The sequence below is a fragment of the Streptomyces sp. NPDC045678 genome, assembly GCF_056432085.1.
This window is the reverse complement of sequence record NZ_JBWKJS010000007.1, coordinates 468,084-484,535: the sequence shown is the minus strand read 5'-3', so window position 1 is coordinate 484,535 and position 16,452 is coordinate 468,084. Positions and strand designations below refer to the sequence as shown.

The window sequence follows — 16,452 nt, the reverse complement described above, 5'->3', positions numbered from 1 at the left end:
AGGAACCTTCTATTTATCAGGCAGGGTTCCTGATAGTTTACGTCGCCGGATCGGGACAGCGCTCGGGAGGGGCGGAACGGATGAGTGAAGTGGTCTACGACGAACAGCGGTTGAAGCGGGCGCGGATCGCCGTCGCGGCCGTCTTCTGCGTGCACGGCGCGGTCGCGGGATCCTTCGCGACCCGGGTGCCCTGGATCCAGGACCACGCCGACGTCAGCGCGGGCATGCTCGGCCTCGCCCTGGCCTTCCCCGCGATCGGCGCGTCCGTCGCGATGCCGCTCGCGAGCCGCATCAGCCACCGCTTCGGGGCCCGCAACGCCCTGCGCGGCCTCCTCGTCATGTGGACGCTCGCCCTGACCCTGCCGTCCCTCGCGCCGAACCTGCCCACGCTCTGTCTGGCGCTCTTCGTGTACGGCGCGACCTCCGGCATGTCCGACGTGGCGATGAACGCGCTCGGCGTCGAGACCGAGGCCCGCATGCGGAAGTCGATCATGTCGGGCCTGCACGGCATGTGGAGCGTCGGCGCCCTGATCGGTTCCGCCGCCGGCACGGTCGCGGCCCACCTCGGCTCGGACGCCCGCCTGCACCACGTACTCGCCGCCGCCACACTCACCGCGCTCGGCCTCCTCGCCTGCCAGGGCGTCCTCGACCTGCAACCGGAGCCCGAGGAGGAGGCGCCGCCGCGGTTCTCGCTGCCGCCCAAGTCGTCGCTGCTCATCGGTGCCGTCGGCTTCTGCGCGGTCTTCGCGGAGGGCGCGAGCCTGGACTGGTCGGCGGTCTACCTGCGGGACGTCCTGGACTCGTCAGCCGGTGTCGCCGCGGCCTCCACCACCGGCTTCACGCTCACCATGGCCGTCGCGCGGCTCGTGGGCGACTCGGTGGTCGACCGGTTCGGGGCGGTGCGCACGGTGCGGGCCGGCGGCGTCCTCGCGGCGCTCGGCGGCCTCCTCGTCGTCCTCGCCACGCATCCCGTGATGGCCATGGGCGGGTTCGCCCTGATGGGCCTCGGCATCGCGGTCGTCGTCCCGCTCGCCTTCGCCGCGGCCGGGCACAGCGGCCCCAACCCCAGCCAGGCCATCGCGGGCGTCGCCACCATCACGTACACCTCGAGCCTGATCGCCCCCTCAGCGATCGGCGCCCTCGCCCAGGCCACGAGCCTCGTGGCCTCCTTCGGCCTGGTGACGCTGCTGGCCTGCGGCCTCACGGTCTTCGCGGGCGTCCTGCGCACGGGCGGCCGCACGGCAGCGCAGGCAGCACCCGCGGACAAGGCGGCCCACGGACCGAGGTCCTGACCCGCCGAGGCGTACGTCCCGATCCGGGCGGCAACGGCCCTCGCGCGCGAGAAGCCGCACTTACGTCGCACTAACATGGCGTCGATCATTTCCGGCCACCCGGCTGGCCCCGGTTCGGCGCACAGAAAGCGACTAACTCACCATGGATCTCGGCGTGCGCTGGAAGCTGCACGGCGACGGGCGCACCCCCGCGCCCGGAGCCGTCGTCCGTCCCGACGAGCGGCTCTCCTGGCCGCGCACCTTCGGGCTCGGCGCCCAGCACGTGGTCGCGATGTTCGGTGCGTCCTTCGTGGCCCCCGTGCTCATGGGGCTCGACCCGAACCTCGCGATCATGATGTCGGGCGTCGCGACCGTCATCTTCCTGCTCGCCACGCGCGGGCGGGTGCCCAGCTATCTGGGCTGTTCGCTCTCCTTCGTGGGCGTCGCGGCGGTCATCCGCGCGCAGGGCGGCTCCAGCGCGACGGTGACCGGCGCGGTCCTCGTGGTCGGCGCCGCGCTGTTCGTGGTGGGCCTCGCCGTGCAGAAGTTCGGGGCGCGGATCATCCACGCCGCGATGCCGCCGATCGTGACCGGCGCGGTCGTCATGCTGATCGGCTTCAATCTGGCGCCGGTCACGGCGTCGACGTACTGGCCGCAGGACCAGTGGACGGCGCTTCTGGTGATGCTGTTCACCGGCCTCGCCGTGGTGTGTCTGCGCGGCTTCTGGTCGCGCGTCGCGATCTTCCTGGGCCTGATCTTCGGGTACGGCATCTCGTGGGTCTTCGACCAGGTCTTCGGCAAGATCCACTCGGCGGACGCCTCGGGCAAGGTCGTCGACCACTGGCGCCTCGACCTGTCCGCCGTGGGCGACGCCGACTGGATCGGCCTGCCGTCCTTCCACGCGCCGAGCTTCGAGTGGTCGGCGGTCCTCGTCGCGCTGCCCGTCGTCATCGCGCTGATCGCCGAGAACGCGGGCCATGTGAAGGCCGTCGGCGAGATGACCGGCGACAACCTCGACGACAGGCTCGGCACGGCGATCTCCGCCGACGGCGCCGCGTCCGTGCTCTCCACCGCGGTCGGCGGCCCGCCCAACACCACGTACTCCGAGAACATCGGCGTGATGGCCGCGACGCGCGTCTACTCCACGGCCGCGTACTGGGCGGCGGCCTGCTTCGCCCTGCTCTTCGGGCTCTGCCCCAAGTTCGGCGCGGTCGTGGCCGCGATCCCCGGCGGCGTGCTCGGCGGCATCACCGTCATCCTGTACGGCATGATCGGCCTGCTCGGTGCCCAGATCTGGATCAACGCCAAGGTCGACCTGCGCAATCCGCTGAACCTCGTGCCGGCCGCGGCGGGCATCATCATCGGCGTCGGCGGCGTCTCCCTGGAGTTCACCGACAACTTCCAGCTGAGCGGAATCGCGCTCGGCACGATCGTCGTCATCACGGGCTACCACGTGCTGCGCGCCTTCGCCCCCGCCCACCTCAAGTCCCAGGAACCGCTCCTGGATTCGGGCACGTCGACGTACGACGAAGAGGACCGCGAGCGCGGCTGAAACCGTTGGACGTGGTGCGTCACGCCTGATTAGGGTGCGCACCATGTCCACTCCCGAGTCCGACAGACTCACGCCACCGGTCGTCCGGTGGCTTCTCGCGCCGCAGCGCTGACGTGCCGGCCCCCCGGGCCGCCGCCGCCACCGGATCACCGCCCCGTGCCCTGATCCTTTCGATCCACATCGTGGTTGCGGAGTCCTGCTGTGCCCTTTGCCCTGTACCTCCTCGGGCTTGCCGTTTTCGCGCAAGGAACCTCCGAGTTCATGCTGTCGGGGCTGATCCCCGACATCGCGCGCGACCTGTCCGTCACCGTTCCGGCCGCGGGCCATCTGACCTCGGCTTTCGCCGTGGGCATGATCGTCGGTGCGCCCCTCATGGCCGTCCTGAGCCGCCGCTTCTCCCGCCGGAGCGCGCTCCTGGTCTTCCTCGTCACCTTCCTGCTCGTCCATGTCGTCGGCGCGCTCACCACGAGCTTCGCCGTGCTCCTCGTGACCCGCGTCGTCGGCGCCCTCGCCAACGCGGGCTTCCTCGCCGTCGCGCTGGTCACCGCCACGGGCATGGTCGAGCCCGGCGCCAAGGGGCGCGCCACGTCCGCGCTGCTGGGCGGCGTGACCGTCGCCTGTGTCGCGGGCGTGCCCGCGGGCGCGCTGCTCGGCGAGGCGTGGGGCTGGCGCTCGGCGTTCTGGGCGGTGGCTCTCCTCTCGCTCCCTGCCGTGCTCGCCATCGCGCGGGCCGTGCCGGCGGGGGCGCCCGAGAGCGACGGAGCGAGTGCGCTCGGGGAACTGCGCGCGCTGCGCGGTCCGCGGCTCCTGGTGACGCTGCTGCTCGGCGCGCTGGTCAACGGCGCGACGTTCTGCACGTTCACCTACCTCTCCCCCGTCGTCACCCACGTCACCGGTCTCGGCTCCGGCTGGGTCCCCGCGATGCTCGCGCTGTTCGGCGTCGGCTCCTTCGTGGGCGTCGGCGTGGCCGGGCGCCTCGCCGACGTACGGCCGCTGCCTGTCCTGGTGTTCGGCTCGCTCGCGCTGCTCGCCGGGTGGGTCCTGTTCGCCGTGTCGGCGGCTCATCCGGTGGCGGTGGTCGTGCTGGTCCTCGTCCAGGGGGCGCTGTCGTTCGGCGTCGGTTCCACGCTGATCGCACGGGCGCTGTACGCGGCGACCGAGGCGCCCCACCTGGCGGGCGGGTTCGCGACGGCCGCGTTCAACGTGGGCGGCGCCCTCGGCCCGTGGCTGGGCGGCCTCACGATCTCCGCGGGGCTGGGCTACCGCTCACCGCTCTGGCTCAGCGCGGCGCTGGTGGCGGCGGCGCTGGTCATCGCGGGGACGGCGCTCGGGCTCGGCGGAGGCCGTCCCGTGCGGGTCCCGCCGTCGGCCGAGGCCCCGGCACCGGCTGCGGAGTCGACCGAGTCCCGCGCCCGCTCGTAGGGCCTGTCCGGCGGTTCAGAGGCGTGGACACGGGGTCTGGCATGCCCCTCTGGGGCGTTGTCGTCGGTTGGACCAGGCGTACGCGGGAGTGAGCGTGCCGGGCGCGCGTCCACTTCCTGCCCGCCCCGCACGCCGTCCGTTCCCTCGTTTCGGGGAAGTGCCCGGTGCGCTGGCGTCCGGCGCGGGCCGGGGCTGGGAACCTGCCCCCATGGCGCAGGTGGAGCGTTTCGCAGAGTTCGGGGCCCCGGCCCGTGGGACCGACGACGTCGACGGCGTGCTGGCGCGGATGCGGGCGCTCGGCGCCGACTGGCCACCGCGTGACGGCGTCGCCGTCTTCAACCGCGTCTACCTCACGGTGACCGAGGAGGTCGCCCGGCGCCTCGGCCGGGGCGTCTTCCCCGACACGGACGCGGCGGCCACCCTGGCCGTCCGCTTCGCGCGGCGGTACCTCGCGGCCGTCGACGCGGCGGCCGAGGGGCGCCGCCCGCCCGCCTGCTGGCGCCCGCTGTTCCAGTACCGGCGCCACCCCGGCATCCACCCACTGCAGTTCGCGCTCGCGGGCATCAACGCGCACATCGGGCACGACCTCGCCCTCGCCGTCGTCGAGAGCTGCCGTGCGCTCGGGTGCGAACCGGCCGATCTGGAGGACGAGTTCGACCGCGTGGGCGACTCCCTCGTCTCCCTGGAGGAGCGCATCCGCGAAGAGCTGATGCCCGGCCCCGACCTCCTCCAGGTCGGCGATCCGCTGACGCATCTGGCAGGTTCCTGGAGCCTGGAGCGGGCCAGGGACGGCGCCTGGGCGTCGGGGCGGGCCCTGTGGGCGCTGCGGGAACTCCCGTACGTGGCGGCGGAGTTCGGGGATCGCCTCGACGGGGCGGTGGGTCTGGTGGGCCGGATCCTGCTCACGCCGCTGCCGGAGTGACGGCGATCGTTGTACGTTGAAACGACCGTTCTCGACGTACCCGACGCAAAGGAGCACCGGTATGGCGACGCCACTGGGACTGAGCCTTCCGCAGGGCAGTCAGTACGCCATCGGACGCGACGTCCCCGCGGTGGCCCGGGCCGCCGAGGACATGGGCTACGAAAGCCTGTGGGTGTACGAGCGCGTCCTCTATCCCGAGCCCGCCACGGAGGGCCTGTACGGGATCCCGGGCCGCCCCTGGCCCGACGCGTACCGCTCGGTCGCCGATCCGCTGGTCACCCTGACGCTCGCCGCGGCGGCCACGGAGCGGGCGCGCCTGGGCACCAGCGTGCTGGTCGCCCCGCTCCACATCCCCTTCCAACTCGCCCGCTCGCTGGCCTCGTTGGACGCGGCGAGCGGCGGCCGGGTCGTCGCGGGCTTCGGCACGGGCTGGTCCCGCGACGAGTACGCGGCCGCCTCCGTCGCCCCCTACGAACGGCGCGGCAAGGTCCTGGACGAGCTGCTCGACGTCTGCCGTGCGGTGTGGGGTCCCGACCCGGTGGCGTACGAAGGGGAGCTGACCACCATCGCGCCGTCCGTCGTGCGGCCCAAGCCCACCCGGCCGATCCCGGTCCTGCTGCCCGCCGGCAGCCCCCGCGCCCTGCGCAGGCTCGTGGACCGCGCGGACGGCTGGATGCCGGTGGCCGCGGGCCCCGAAGCACTCGCCGAGCAGGCCCGGTCCCTGAAGGAGCTGGCCGCCGAGCGGGGGCGCACCCGGCCGGTCCTGACCGTCCTGCGGGCCAACACGCGCTACACGCCCAAGGCGTACGAGGGCGACCGGCGCGCCCCCTTCCAGGGCGACGTCACCCAGATCGTCGAGGACCTCGAAGCACACACCGCCACGGGCGTGGTGGACGAGATCCTCGTCGAACTCGCGGGCAGCACGAGGGACGCGGAGGAGCTGAGGGACGTGGCGGCGGAGGTGTACGAGACGGCACGGGCGGCGGGGGTATAGGCGCTGGGGCCGGCCCAGAGGCGCGGGGAACTGCGCGACCGGCCACGACGGGCCGTCGGATTCCCGCACGCCCGGGGTGAAACGGCGCGATCAGTCTTCCGGCAGCTCGACGGGAGCGATCTCGTCGTACACATCCCCCGGACCGGGGTTCGTCGCGTCCGTCGCCCCGCCGAAGTGGTGCATCACGCCCCACACGGCGTTGAGCGCGGTCTGCACCGCACCCTCGGCCCATCCCGCGGTCCAGGAGATGTCGTCGCCCGCGAGGAAGATGCCGCGCTTGTCCTCGGGCAGGTCCTCCTGCATGAAGTGGGTGAACAGGCGCCGCTGGTAGCGGTAGTGGCCCGGCAGGTTCGCCTTGAACGCGCCCATGAAGTAGGGCTCGTTCTCCCAGGACACCGTCACCGGGTTGCCGATGATGTGCTTCCGGATGTCGACCTTCGGGTAGATCTCGCCGAGCGACTTGAGCATGACCTCCATGCGCTCGTTCGCCGACAGCGGCAGCCACTTCAGGCTGTCGTCGCACCAGGTGTAGGAGAGGCAGATGACGGCGGGCTTGTCGGGCCCGTCGTCGAGCAGGTACGTGCCGCGCGTCATCCGGTCGGTGAGCGTCATCGACATGACGTCACGGCCGGTCGGGTTCCCCTTGTCGTCGACGGCCTTGTCCAGCCAGAACGGCCGGTCCACCGGCACGAAGAGCTTCGAGCTCTCCATGTAGTGGGTCCGCTCCATCGCCGTCCAGTGGTCGATGGGGAAGAGCGAGTCGTCGCACTCGATCTTCGAGAGCAGCAGCCACGACTGGGCGGTGAAGATCGCGGCCTGGTAGGTGCGGATGTCGCCGGAGGCGTCGGTGACCGTCACGCGGTTCCCGGCGGTGCGGTTGAGGCGGGTCACGGCGGGCTTCGGCGTGCCGCCCTCGTGCAGCGAGGAGAGGGAGGTACCCGGCTGCCAGTGCACGATCTTCTGCGGCTCGCGGTCCCACAGGCGCAGCGGAAGCTGCTGGCTGCCGCCGACGATGCCGCGGTGGTGGTCGTCCGCCTCGGTGTAGACGACGCGCAGGATCTCCAGGATGGAGTTGGGGAAGTCGGTGTCCCAGCCTCCCGTGCCGAAGCCGACCTGGCCGAAGATCTCGCGGTGCCGGAAGGACTTGAACGCCTCGGAGTCGCAGAGGAAGCCGTAGAACGTCTGGTTGTCGAGCTTCTCGACGAGCTTCGACCAGATCTCACGGATCTTCGGTACGTCGCGCTCGCGCAGGGCGCGGTTCATGTCGGAGAAGTCCGCGCCCTCTTCGAGGCAGTCGTTCCACGCCTTCGCGACGTCGCGGTAGACCTGCGGCAGGTCCTCGACGGTCTCGGCGTAGTGCGACTCGCCCTTGAGGTCCACGACCGTGGAGGGGGTCGACTCGGCGAGCGGGTTGGGGAAGGGGCTGGTCTTCAGGCCCACCAGGTCGATGTAGTGCTGCAGCGCCGTCGACGACGGCGGGAAGCGCATCGCGCCCATCTCGGCGGTCAGGTCGGCGTCGCAGCCCTCGAAGCCGACGGTGCGCAGCCGGCCGCCGATCTGGTCGGCCTCGTAGACGACGGGCTTGAGGCCCATCTTCATCAGCTCGTACGCGGCGATGATGCCGGAGAGACCGCCGCCGATGACGGCGACCTCGGTGCCGTGCTCGGTCGCGGGTATCTGGCCCAGGCCCGCGGGGTGGGCGAGGAAGTCGTCGTAGGCGTACGGGAAGTCCGGACCGAACATGGTGATCGGCGGCTGCGCGTCGGTGTGCTGGATGGCCGTGGGCACAGTGGACGTCATGGGGTACGGACTCCTTGCGGGGGAACTGGAGCAGAAGGCTGGGGGGCTACGGGGGCTCAGACGAGGGACGCGTACAGGCCGGGGCGGCGGTCGCGCAGGTACGGGTTGTTCTCGCGGGAGGAGCTCAGGAACTCCGGGTCGACGTCGCCGAGGACGAGTTCCTCGCCGCGGCCCGCACGGGCGCGCGCCACTCCGTCGGGACCGACCAGGGTGGAGAGCCCGACGAACTCGAACTCCCCCTCGGGGCCGACCCGGTTGACGTACGCGACGTACAGCTGGTTCTCGAAGGCGCGCACCGGCACGAGGGACTCGGCGACGAACTGGAAGGGGTGCATCTGCGCGGTCGGCACGACGAGCAGGTCGGTGCCGACGAGGGCGTGGGCGCGGACGTTCTCCGGGAACTCCACGTCGTAGCAGATCATCAGGCCGACCCGGACGCCGCCCAGCTCGGCCTGTACGACGGGCTGCTCGCCGGGGGTGAAGGAGTCGCGCTCGAAGCCGCCGAAGAGGTGGGTCTTGCGGTAGTTCGCGAGGCGGGACCCGTCCGGGCCGATCAGCTGGACGGAGTTGAAGACGAGGTCGCCCTCGCGCTCCGGGTAGCCGTAGGCGATGCCGACCCGGTGGCGTGCCGCGATCTCGGCGACGCTCTTCGCGGACTCCCCGTCGACGGGCTCGGCGAGCCGGGCGATGTCGTCGCCGATCGCGTACCCCGTGAGGTACAGCTCGGGCGCCACGAGCAGCCCGGCGTCCGCCGCGGCGGCGCGTCCGGCGGCCTCGTCGAGGGCCGCGAGGTTCGCGTCGACGGATCCGGGCTGCCCGGAGCTCTGGAGCAGGGCGGTGCGCAGCGCAGGCATGGCGGATCCTCGGGGCGTACGAAGGGGAAGGCGGGGTCGGTATGACGGTACGGTCGGCGGCTGTGCCCGGACAAGGCGCGACCGTTGCGGGCAGCTGCGTGATCCGTTGCGCGTGACGGGGCGTGCGCGGCGATTCGTTGCGCGGACGCATGGGCCCCGGGTATCAGGGGTGTCCTCCTGGAGGCGCAGGGTGCGGATGAGGTTCCCCGCCGTGCGGCGGAACAGGAGTGCGGCCCGTGGCCGGACGTGCCGGGCCCCCCTTCCGCGAGAACGTGATCACGCCCGGACGGACCGGGTGCACGGACTCGAGAACGGAGGCTTTCCATGAGCCGCACAGCCACCCCGCACCCCCGCGCCATCGCCGTGGCGGCCGCGTTGCTGCTGACCGTGGGGGCCGCGGGCGCGGCCGTCGCGTCGGCCGACGGAGGGACACGCCCCGCGGCGTCGCACGCCGGGAAGCGGGCACACGCCGGGGAGCAGGCCGGGAAGCGCGAGGCCGCCGCCCTCACCGGCTCGGCGCAGATGTACCGCAAGACGCCCGAGGACGTGACGTTCACGTTCGACGCGCACCTGGCGGCCGAGGACATCAAGGACCCCTCGAAGGCGACCGGCACCTTCCGCTTCGTCCACCTCGACGCGCCGGGCGGCGAGGGAGGCTGGGCGAAGGGCCGTATCGACTGCCTGATGACGGGCGGCAAGGTCGCCACGGCCACCGGCGTCGTCACCGACACCAACCTCAAGGAGATCAAGGGCAAACGGGTCGGCTTCACCGTCGACGACCGGGGCCGACAGGACCGCGTCGGATACAGCTGGGCGGCCTACGGAGCCACGCAGGGTCAGCCCGACACCCTGGCCAAGTGCGCGAGCTCGGCACCGTACGAGAAGGTCAGGAAGGGCACGGGCGACTTCGACGTCGTCCCGTGGAAGGTCCCGTACCCGGAGCCGCGGGAAGCCGGGGTGCCCCGGACCCAGGGCTAGGCGGGCGAGCCCGAGGAGAAGCGGCGCATCAGGGGCGAGAGCACGAGCACGGACTTCGTGCGCTCCACGAACGGCTCTCCCGCGATGCGCTCGAGGACCCGTTCGAAGTGCCGCATGTCCGCGGCGAAGACCTGGACGATCGCGTCCGCGTCACCGGTGACGGTGGACGCGGACGCGATCTCCGGGTAGCGCTCCAGGCCTCGCTGGATCGCTTCCGGTGAGGTGTTGCGGCGACAGTAGATCTCGATGAACCCCTCGGTCTCCCAGCCGAGGGCCGCCGGGTCCACGCGGACCGTGAAGCCGGTGATGGCTCCGGTGGCCCGCAGCCGGTCCACGCGCCGCTTCACGGCGGGCGCGGAGAGTCCGACCAGCTGGCCGATGTCGGCGTAGGAGCGGCGGGCGTCCTCGGCGAGGGCGTGCACGATGCGTTCGTCGAGATCGTTCAGTCGCACGGGGGGTGGATCACTTCTCTGCTGTGGCCAATCGGGAGCGGCTCATGCCGTACAGGAAGTAGAACACGAGGCCGACGGCCATCCAGACACCGAACACGACCCAGGTCACGGTGTCGAGGCTGAACATGTTGTACGCGCAGAAGCCGAAGCCGAGCACCGGGAAGAGCCAGCCGAGCGGCACCCGGAAGGTGCGCGGCATGTCCGGGCGGGTCCTGCGCAGCACAATGACGGCGATGTTGACCAGACCGAAGGCGAACAGGGTGCCGATGCTGGTGGCGTCGACGAGCTTGCCGAGCGGGATGACGGAGGCGAGGGCTCCGCAGAACAGCGACACGATGACCGTGTTCACGCGGGGCGTGCCCGTCTTCTTGCTGACCTTGCCGAACGCCTTGGGGACCAGGCCGTCGCGGGACATGGCGAACAGGACGCGGGTCTGGCCGTAGAGGACGGTGAGGACGACGGAGGCGATGGAGATGACCGCGCCCGCGGCGAGCAGCGTGCCCCAGAAGCTCTGGCCGCTGACGTCGTTCATGATCGCGGCGAGCGTGGCCTCGGAGCCCTCGAAGTCCTTCCAGTTCCAGGCGCCGACGGCGACGGCGGCGACCAGGACGTAGAGGGCGGTGACGATGACCAGCGACAGCATGATCGCGCGGGGCAGGTCGCGCTGCGGGTTCTTCGCCTCCTCACCGGCGGTCGAGGCGGCGTCGAAGCCGATGTAGGAGAAGAAGAGGCTCGCGGCGGCGGCGCTGACGCCGGCCGTGCCGAGCGGCATGAAGTCCGAGTAGTTGCCGGACTTGAAGCCCATGAAGCCGATGGTGCAGAAGAGCACGAGCGCGGCGATCTTCACGATGACCATGATCGTGTTGGCCGTCGCCGACTCCTTGGCGCCGCCGAGGAGGAACACCATGGCGAGCAGTACGACGATCAGGCCGGGCAGGTTGATGATCGCGCCGTCGACCTCGCCGGGCGCCGCGGAGAGCGCGTCGGGGATGGTGACGCCGATCGTCCCGTCGAGCAGCTCGTTGAGGTACTCGCCCCAGCCGACCGCGACCGCGGCGACCGAGACGCCGTACTCCAGGACCAGGCACCAGCCGCAGACCCAGGCGACGAGTTCGCCCATCGTTGCGTACGCGTACGAGTACGAGGAGCCGGCCACCGGGATGGAGCCGGCCAGCTCCGCGTACGACAGCGCGGAGAAGAGCGCGGTGAGTCCGGCGATCACGAAGGAGATGGTGACGGCCGGGCCGGCCTTGGGGACGCTCTCGCCGAGGACGACGAAGATGCCGGTGCCGAGCGTGGCACCGATGCTGATCATGGTCAGCTGCCACATGCCGAGGGAGCGGCGCAGCGATCCTCCCTCGCCCTGCCCACCCTCCTCGATCAGGCGTTCCACCGGCTTGCGGCGCATGAGACGGCTGCCGAGGCCAGGGCCGCCCGGGGGGCGTGGGCTGTTCTGCGGGGGTGCGCCTTGGTCGAGCACGCGCTGGCTCCTTCATCGCTGCCGGTCAGAGCGGCGAGGACCCACGGCACCCGCGCTTGGCGACGGGAACCACCGAGCAGGCAGTCCCCGCCACACCACGTTCAGCGCCTGACTCTAGAGTCCCGGCCTTCCCGACCGTAATGCAGCAACCTTGCGTACCGCCGAATGATCATTGCGCACTTCCGTCATATGCGTCTCTTCGTTGCGCGGTCCGTTTCGTCCGTTGCGTTCCGGTGCTCGCCACGGGAACGACGAAGGCCCCCGCGGACGCACCGCGGGGGCCTTCGTGCAGGTCGGAGAGGTTAGCTCCAGCTGGCGTGCAGGGGCTTGCCCTCCGCGTAGCCTGCGGCGCTCTGGACGCCGACCGTGGCCTTCTCGGCGAACTCCTCGAGAGACGCCGCACCCGCGTACGTGCAGGACGAGCGGACGCCCGCGATGATCGAGTCGATCAGGTCCTCGACGCCGGGGCGCGCCGGGTCGAGGAACATGCGGGAGGTCGAGATGCCCTCCTCGAAGAGCGCCTTGCGGGCGCGGTCGTACGCGGACTCCTCGGAGGTGCGGTTGCGCACGGCACGGGCGGAGGCCATGCCGAACGACTCCTTGTAGGCACGGCCCTGGGCGTCGTGCTGGAGGTCGCCCGGGGACTCGTAGGTGCCCGCGAACCAGGAGCCGACCATGACGTTCGAGGCGCCCGCGGCGAGCGCCATGGCGACGTCGCGCGGGTGCCGGACACCGCCGTCGGCCCAGACGTGCTTGCCGAACTTCTTGGCCTCGGCGGCGCATTCGAGCACCGCGGAGAACTGCGGGCGGCCCACGCCGGTCATCATCCGGGTGGTGCACATGGCGCCGGGGCCGACACCCACCTTGATGATGTCGGCGCCGGCCTCGATGAGGTCGCGGACGCCCTCGGCGGCGACGATGTTGCCGGCCACGATCGGGACCCGCGGGTCGAGCGCGCGCACGGCCTTCACCGCGGCGATCATCGACTCCTGGTGGCCGTGCGCGGTGTCCACGACGAGCGTGTCGACGCCCGCGTCGAGGAGCTGCTTGGCCTTGCCCGCCACGTCGCCGTTGATGCCGACGGCCGCGGCGATGCGCAGGCCGCCGTTGGCGTCGACGGCCGGGGTGTAGAGCGTCGCGCGCAGGGCGCCCGTACGGGTGAGGATGCCGGCGAGGCGGCCGTCCTTGTCCACGGCGGGGGCGTAGCGCCGGTTGGCGGCGTCCAGCTTGTTGAAGGCGTCGCGCGGGTCGATGTCGGCGTCCAGGAGCAGCAGGTCCCTGGACATGACCTCGGAGAGCTGCGTGAAGCGGTCGACGCCGGTGAGGTCGGCGTCCGTGACGACACCGACGGGCTTCTGGTCGGCGTCGACGACGACGCCGGCGTCGTGCGCGCGCTTCGGGAGCAGGGCGAGCGCGTCCGCGACGGTCTGCGTCGGGGCCAGGACGATGGGGGTGTCCAGGACCTGGTGGCGCGTCTTGACCCAGGAGACGACCTCGGTGACGACCTCGATCGGGATGTCCTGGGGGATGACGACGAGGCCGCCGCGGCGGGCGACGGTCTCGGCCATGCGCCGGCCGGCGATCGCGGTCATGTTGGCGACGACCAGCGGGATCGTGGTGCCGGTGCCGTCGGGCGACGAGAGGTCCACGCCCTGGCGGGATCCGACGGCGGAGCGCCTCGGGACCATGAAGACGTCGTCGTACGTCAGGTCGTACGCAGGCTGGATGTCATTGAGGAAGCGCACGTGCTGCTCATCCCAGTCGATCAGAGGTGGCCCCCGGACAGGTAGCCGGGGGAAAAGCACGTACTTCATTCTCCCATGCCGCCGCGGTTGTGCCGCCTGGGACGATCACCCAGGCACCACGGTGGAGGCCTGGTCCGATCATCCAAGAGCCACTCCGCGACGGAACAGTCGGTTCAGTCGGCGCCACGCTCCGTGTCGGCGGGACCGAGCGCGAGAACGATCTCGAGGCCGGCCTCCTCCGCGCCCCGCCCGTGCTCGACGGCCGAGGAGAACACCTCCTGGGCGATCCGCCACTCCCCCGGCGCCGCGTCCGCGTACTCCTGCCATCCGGAGACGACGAGCAGCCTCCCGCGCGTGGGGGGCGCCCACGAGAGGTCGGTGAGGCAGTCGGCGAGCGCGTCCCAGTTGCGCCCGAACCAGTCGGGCAGCCCGAGCCCGCGGGCGCAGCGCTCCATGAAGGCGGCCTTGTCCGTCACTCCCGAGAGGGAGAGTTCCGTGGTGGCCCAGCCCGCGCCGCGCGCGGCCTCGAGCACGGGCGCGAACGGATCTCCGCCGACGTCGTGGGTCATTACCTCAGCACCGCCTTGAAGGACGCGTAGTGGTCGTCGGTGTAGTAGACCTCGTCGTGGCTGCCGGTGACGATCCGCCGGGCCCCGCGGTCCCGCTCGCCGGGCGTGCGGACGGTGTACTCGTGGTAGTAGCCACGCTTCTGCCGTGGCAGCTCACGCTCGAAGTTGCCGAAGACGGTGCCGTCCTTCGGGTACGGGAAGGGGCCCCCGTCGTCGATGAGGCGCAGCGTCTTCCGCGCCTCGGCGGGCAGCCGGTCGGCCCGGACGGTGGCCATGCCGCGGGCCCAGGCGGGGGCGTCCCGGTCACCGCCCCCGGACGAGCACCCGGCGACGAAGACCGCGAAGCAGACGAGCAGAGCCCCCACGACGCGGGGAGCAAACCGGTGCACCATGCGTCAGACCTTGCCATGGCGCCCCTCCAGGGGCGCGGGGAACCGCGCGACCAGCCCCCCCCACGACCCGCAGGGGACTCAGCTACCGTCCGGGTCCGCCCGGTTCAGCGCGGGCCGGGGCGCGGCCCCGGCGACGAGCAACTGGTCGGCAGCAGCCGTGTCCGTCACAAGGCTGGTGACGAGCCCGGACCTCAGCACCGCGTCGATGGCCGCGGCCTTCCGCTGCCCGCCGGCGATGGCGACGACCTCAGGAATCCGACGAAGCCGATCCGCCTCGACGGTGATGCACCGCTCCCCGAGGTCCCGCCCCACCCGACGCCCCTCGGCGTCGAACAAGTGGGCAGACATCTCCGCGGCGACTCCCAGCGAGGCGTAATGCGCCCGCTCCTCGTCGCTGAGCATGTCGTGGACGGTGGAGATGCCCGGCTCCCAGGAGCCGATGGAGACGCACGCGACCGTGACCTTGTCGAAGTACTCGAAGGCGCGGGCGATGCCCGTCTGATTGCGCAGCGCCGCCGCCGTCGCGGGGTCGGGCAGCAGCATCGGCGCGTAGATGGGGTGGGCCTCGCCACCGGACACCTGGGCGGCGCGGCGGACGGCCTCGACGGATCCGCGCTCCGCGGTCCCTGCGTCGTACACCCCCGTCAGCTGCACAACCGTGCACGGCGGCAGCTGATCCAGCGCGGCCGCCATGTGGATCGTGGAGCGGCCCCAGGCCAGGCCGAGCACGTCGCCCTCGGTGACCAGCTCGCCGAGGAGGTCCGCCGCCACCTCCCCGAGGTTCTCCGGGTCGGGCGACTCGTCGATCTCGTCGGCGGGCGCCGGCGACTCCACGACGACGGCGTGCCGCAGGCCGTAGCGGGCGCGCAGCGCGTCCGAGCGCTCCGCGTCCAGCTCGGCGGGCACCCGGATCTCGATGCGCACGAGATCACGCTCCAGGGCGGTCTCCAGGACCCGGGCCACCTTGAAGCGGCTGACGCCGAACTCCTCGGCGATCTGGATCTTGGACTTGCCCTCGAGGTAGAAGCGGCGGGCCATGGCCGCCGCCTGCACCAGCTCCGCGGGTCCCATCCGCATGGCTGACCGACCCGCCGACATGGCCGACACGGCGCTCTCCTCACTGCTGTTCACAACTGGATTCGCCGTTCATCCTTGCAGATCCGGCCTGGTTGATCAGCCCTGGCGGACTGCGTTCACGTTCCCGTGGCTCAGTGGTCGCACGCCCAGCCGCTTGACGCGGTCTTTGCCTCGGCTTGGGTGCGCAATGAACGTACCGCGTCCGCGGGATCCTTGGCGCCGTAGACGGCGGAGCCGGCGACGAAGACATCGGCTCCGGCCTCGGCACAGCGCTCGATGGTCTCGGCCGAGACACCGCCGTCGACCTGCAGCCACATCTCCAGGCCGTGCTTGGCGATCAGCTCACGGGTGCGGCGGATCTTGGGCAGCATGATGTCGAGGAACGCCTGGCCGCCGAAGCCGGGCTCCACCGTCATGATGAGCAGCATGTCGAGCTCGGGGAGCAGGTCCTCGAACGGCTCGATGGGGGTCGCGGGCTTCAGCGCCATCGAGGCGCGGGCGCCCTTGGCGCGGATCTCGCGCGCGAGCCGGACCGGCGCGGCGGCCGCCTCCGCGTGGAACGTGACGGATCCGGCGCCCGCCTCGACGTACTGCGGGGCCCAGCGATCGGGGTCCTCGATCATCAGATGGCAGTCCAGAGGCGTGTCCGTCGCACGGGCCAGGGACTCTACGACCGGCACCCCGAGGGTGAGGTTCGGGACGAAGTGGTTGTCCATCACGTCGACGTGGAGCCAGTCGGCGCCTTCGACGGCCTTTGCCTCCTCGGCAAGACGGGCGAAGTCCGCGGACAGGATGCTGGGGTTGATCTGCACGGCCATGCCCCAAGCCTGCCATGCCCGGCGCTCGTTGCTGACCGCAGTCCACCGCATGGGCACGGTGGCTCCCGCGGCCGCGTGCCGAGTGCCATGCTGGACGGTCCAGCGGCACCGCGCACGGCGAGCGGG

The 16,452-nt window shown here is 71.6% G+C and carries 15 protein-coding genes; 6 read left to right on the top strand and 9 right to left on the bottom strand.

From position 1 onward, the window contains the following. The first annotated feature begins 80 nt into the window (after positions 1-80). The 5 genes from AC07DO_RS26270 (at position 81) to AC07DO_RS26250 (ending at position 6,161) form a co-directional block, all read left to right on the top strand. Positions 81-1,292: an MFS transporter gene (locus AC07DO_RS26270; RefSeq protein WP_479063101.1), complete on the top strand. Its 1,212-nt coding sequence runs from the start codon at positions 81-83 to the stop codon at positions 1,290-1,292. A gap of 142 nt (positions 1,293-1,434) precedes the next feature. Next, positions 1,435-2,823 (top strand): uracil-xanthine permease family protein, encoded by a 1,389-nt coding sequence (locus AC07DO_RS26265; protein WP_479063099.1) that lies wholly within the window; start codon positions 1,435-1,437, stop codon positions 2,821-2,823. Positions 2,824-3,024: 201 nt separating this feature from the next. Beyond that, positions 3,025-4,245: a Cmx/CmrA family chloramphenicol efflux MFS transporter gene (locus tag AC07DO_RS26260; RefSeq protein WP_479063098.1), complete on the top strand. Its 1,221-nt coding sequence runs from the start codon at positions 3,025-3,027 to the stop codon at positions 4,243-4,245. Between the two features lie 208 nt (positions 4,246-4,453). Then, the gene (locus AC07DO_RS26255; RefSeq protein ID WP_479063097.1) at positions 4,454-5,167 is read left to right on the top strand and encodes a DUF5995 family protein; all 714 of its coding nucleotides are present in this window, start codon (positions 4,454-4,456) and stop codon (positions 5,165-5,167) included. A 61-nt stretch (positions 5,168-5,228) separates the two neighbouring features. Continuing rightward, positions 5,229-6,161, top strand: a complete 933-nt coding sequence (locus AC07DO_RS26250; RefSeq protein ID WP_479063096.1) for an LLM class F420-dependent oxidoreductase — start codon at positions 5,229-5,231, stop codon at positions 6,159-6,161. Positions 6,162-6,251: 90 nt separating this feature from the next. Here the strand turns inward: AC07DO_RS26250 and AC07DO_RS26245 are convergent, their stop codons facing one another. Further along, a complete protein-coding gene (locus tag AC07DO_RS26245; RefSeq protein ID WP_479063095.1) occupies positions 6,252-7,961 on the bottom strand; it encodes a flavin monoamine oxidase family protein in 1,710 nt (569 codons plus the stop codon). A gap of 56 nt (positions 7,962-8,017) precedes the next feature. Beyond that, the gene (locus tag AC07DO_RS26240; RefSeq protein WP_479063274.1) at positions 8,018-8,806 is read right to left on the bottom strand and encodes a carbon-nitrogen hydrolase family protein; all 789 of its coding nucleotides are present in this window, start codon (positions 8,804-8,806) and stop codon (positions 8,018-8,020) included. Between the two features lie 333 nt (positions 8,807-9,139). On the opposite strand from AC07DO_RS26240, the gene AC07DO_RS26235 reads away from it, so the two are divergent. Continuing rightward, positions 9,140-9,793 carry a Repetin gene (locus AC07DO_RS26235; protein ID WP_479063094.1) on the top strand — a complete coding sequence of 218 codons (654 nt, stop codon included), beginning with the start codon at positions 9,140-9,142 and terminating at the stop codon, positions 9,791-9,793. Here the strand turns inward: AC07DO_RS26235 and AC07DO_RS26230 are convergent. The 7 genes from AC07DO_RS26230 to rpe form a co-directional block, all read right to left on the bottom strand. Next, entirely contained in the window at positions 9,790-10,245 is a 456-nt protein-coding gene (locus AC07DO_RS26230) for an Lrp/AsnC family transcriptional regulator (RefSeq protein WP_055564807.1), read from the bottom strand. The genes AC07DO_RS26235 and AC07DO_RS26230 overlap by 4 nt on opposite strands. Positions 10,246-10,255: 10 nt before the next feature. After that, positions 10,256-11,725 (bottom strand): amino acid permease, encoded by a 1,470-nt coding sequence (locus AC07DO_RS26225; protein WP_479063092.1) that lies wholly within the window; start codon positions 11,723-11,725, stop codon positions 10,256-10,258. A 302-nt stretch (positions 11,726-12,027) separates the two neighbouring features. Next, positions 12,028-13,470: a GuaB1 family IMP dehydrogenase-related protein gene (locus AC07DO_RS26220; protein WP_479063091.1), complete on the bottom strand. Its 1,443-nt coding sequence runs from the start codon at positions 13,468-13,470 to the stop codon at positions 12,028-12,030. A gap of 173 nt (positions 13,471-13,643) precedes the next feature. Beyond that, entirely contained in the window at positions 13,644-14,039 is a 396-nt protein-coding gene (locus tag AC07DO_RS26215) for a barstar family protein (protein ID WP_479063090.1), read from the bottom strand. Further along, complete coding sequence (locus AC07DO_RS26210) at positions 14,039-14,431, bottom strand: guanyl-specific ribonuclease (RefSeq protein WP_479063088.1); 393 nt, start codon at positions 14,429-14,431, stop codon at positions 14,039-14,041. The genes AC07DO_RS26215 and AC07DO_RS26210 overlap by 1 nt, the downstream gene beginning before the upstream one ends. Positions 14,432-14,509: 78 nt before the next feature. Further along, positions 14,510-15,562: a sugar-binding transcriptional regulator gene (locus AC07DO_RS26205; RefSeq protein ID WP_055564812.1), complete on the bottom strand. Its 1,053-nt coding sequence runs from the start codon at positions 15,560-15,562 to the stop codon at positions 14,510-14,512. Between the two features lie 77 nt (positions 15,563-15,639). Next, positions 15,640-16,326, bottom strand: a complete 687-nt coding sequence (gene rpe / locus AC07DO_RS26200) for a ribulose-phosphate 3-epimerase (protein WP_479063086.1) — start codon at positions 16,324-16,326, stop codon at positions 15,640-15,642. Positions 16,327-16,452: the final 126 nt, after the last annotated feature.

Bases quoted from the DNA above. Each gene is read 5' to 3' on its own strand.
- AC07DO_RS26270 (WP_479063101.1), top strand. From the start codon at position 81: ATGAGTGAAGTGGTCTACGACGAACAGCGGTTGAAGCGGGCGCGGATC.
- AC07DO_RS26255 (WP_479063097.1), top strand. From the start codon at position 4,454: ATGGCGCAGGTGGAGCGTTTCGCAGAGTTCGGGGCCCCGGCCCGTGGG.
- AC07DO_RS26235 (WP_479063094.1), top strand. From the start codon at position 9,140: ATGAGCCGCACAGCCACCCCGCACCCCCGCGCCATCGCCGTGGCGGCC.
- AC07DO_RS26265 (WP_479063099.1), top strand. From the start codon at position 1,435: ATGGATCTCGGCGTGCGCTGGAAGCTGCACGGCGACGGGCGCACCCCC.
- rpe (WP_479063086.1), bottom strand. From the start codon at position 16,326: ATGGCCGTGCAGATCAACCCCAGCATCCTGTCCGCGGACTTCGCCCGT.
- AC07DO_RS26250 (WP_479063096.1), top strand. From the start codon at position 5,229: ATGGCGACGCCACTGGGACTGAGCCTTCCGCAGGGCAGTCAGTACGCC.
- AC07DO_RS26210 (WP_479063088.1), bottom strand. From the start codon at position 14,431: ATGGTGCACCGGTTTGCTCCCCGCGTCGTGGGGGCTCTGCTCGTCTGC.
- AC07DO_RS26245 (WP_479063095.1), bottom strand. From the start codon at position 7,961: ATGACGTCCACTGTGCCCACGGCCATCCAGCACACCGACGCGCAGCCG.
- AC07DO_RS26215 (WP_479063090.1), bottom strand. From the start codon at position 14,039: ATGACCCACGACGTCGGCGGAGATCCGTTCGCGCCCGTGCTCGAGGCC.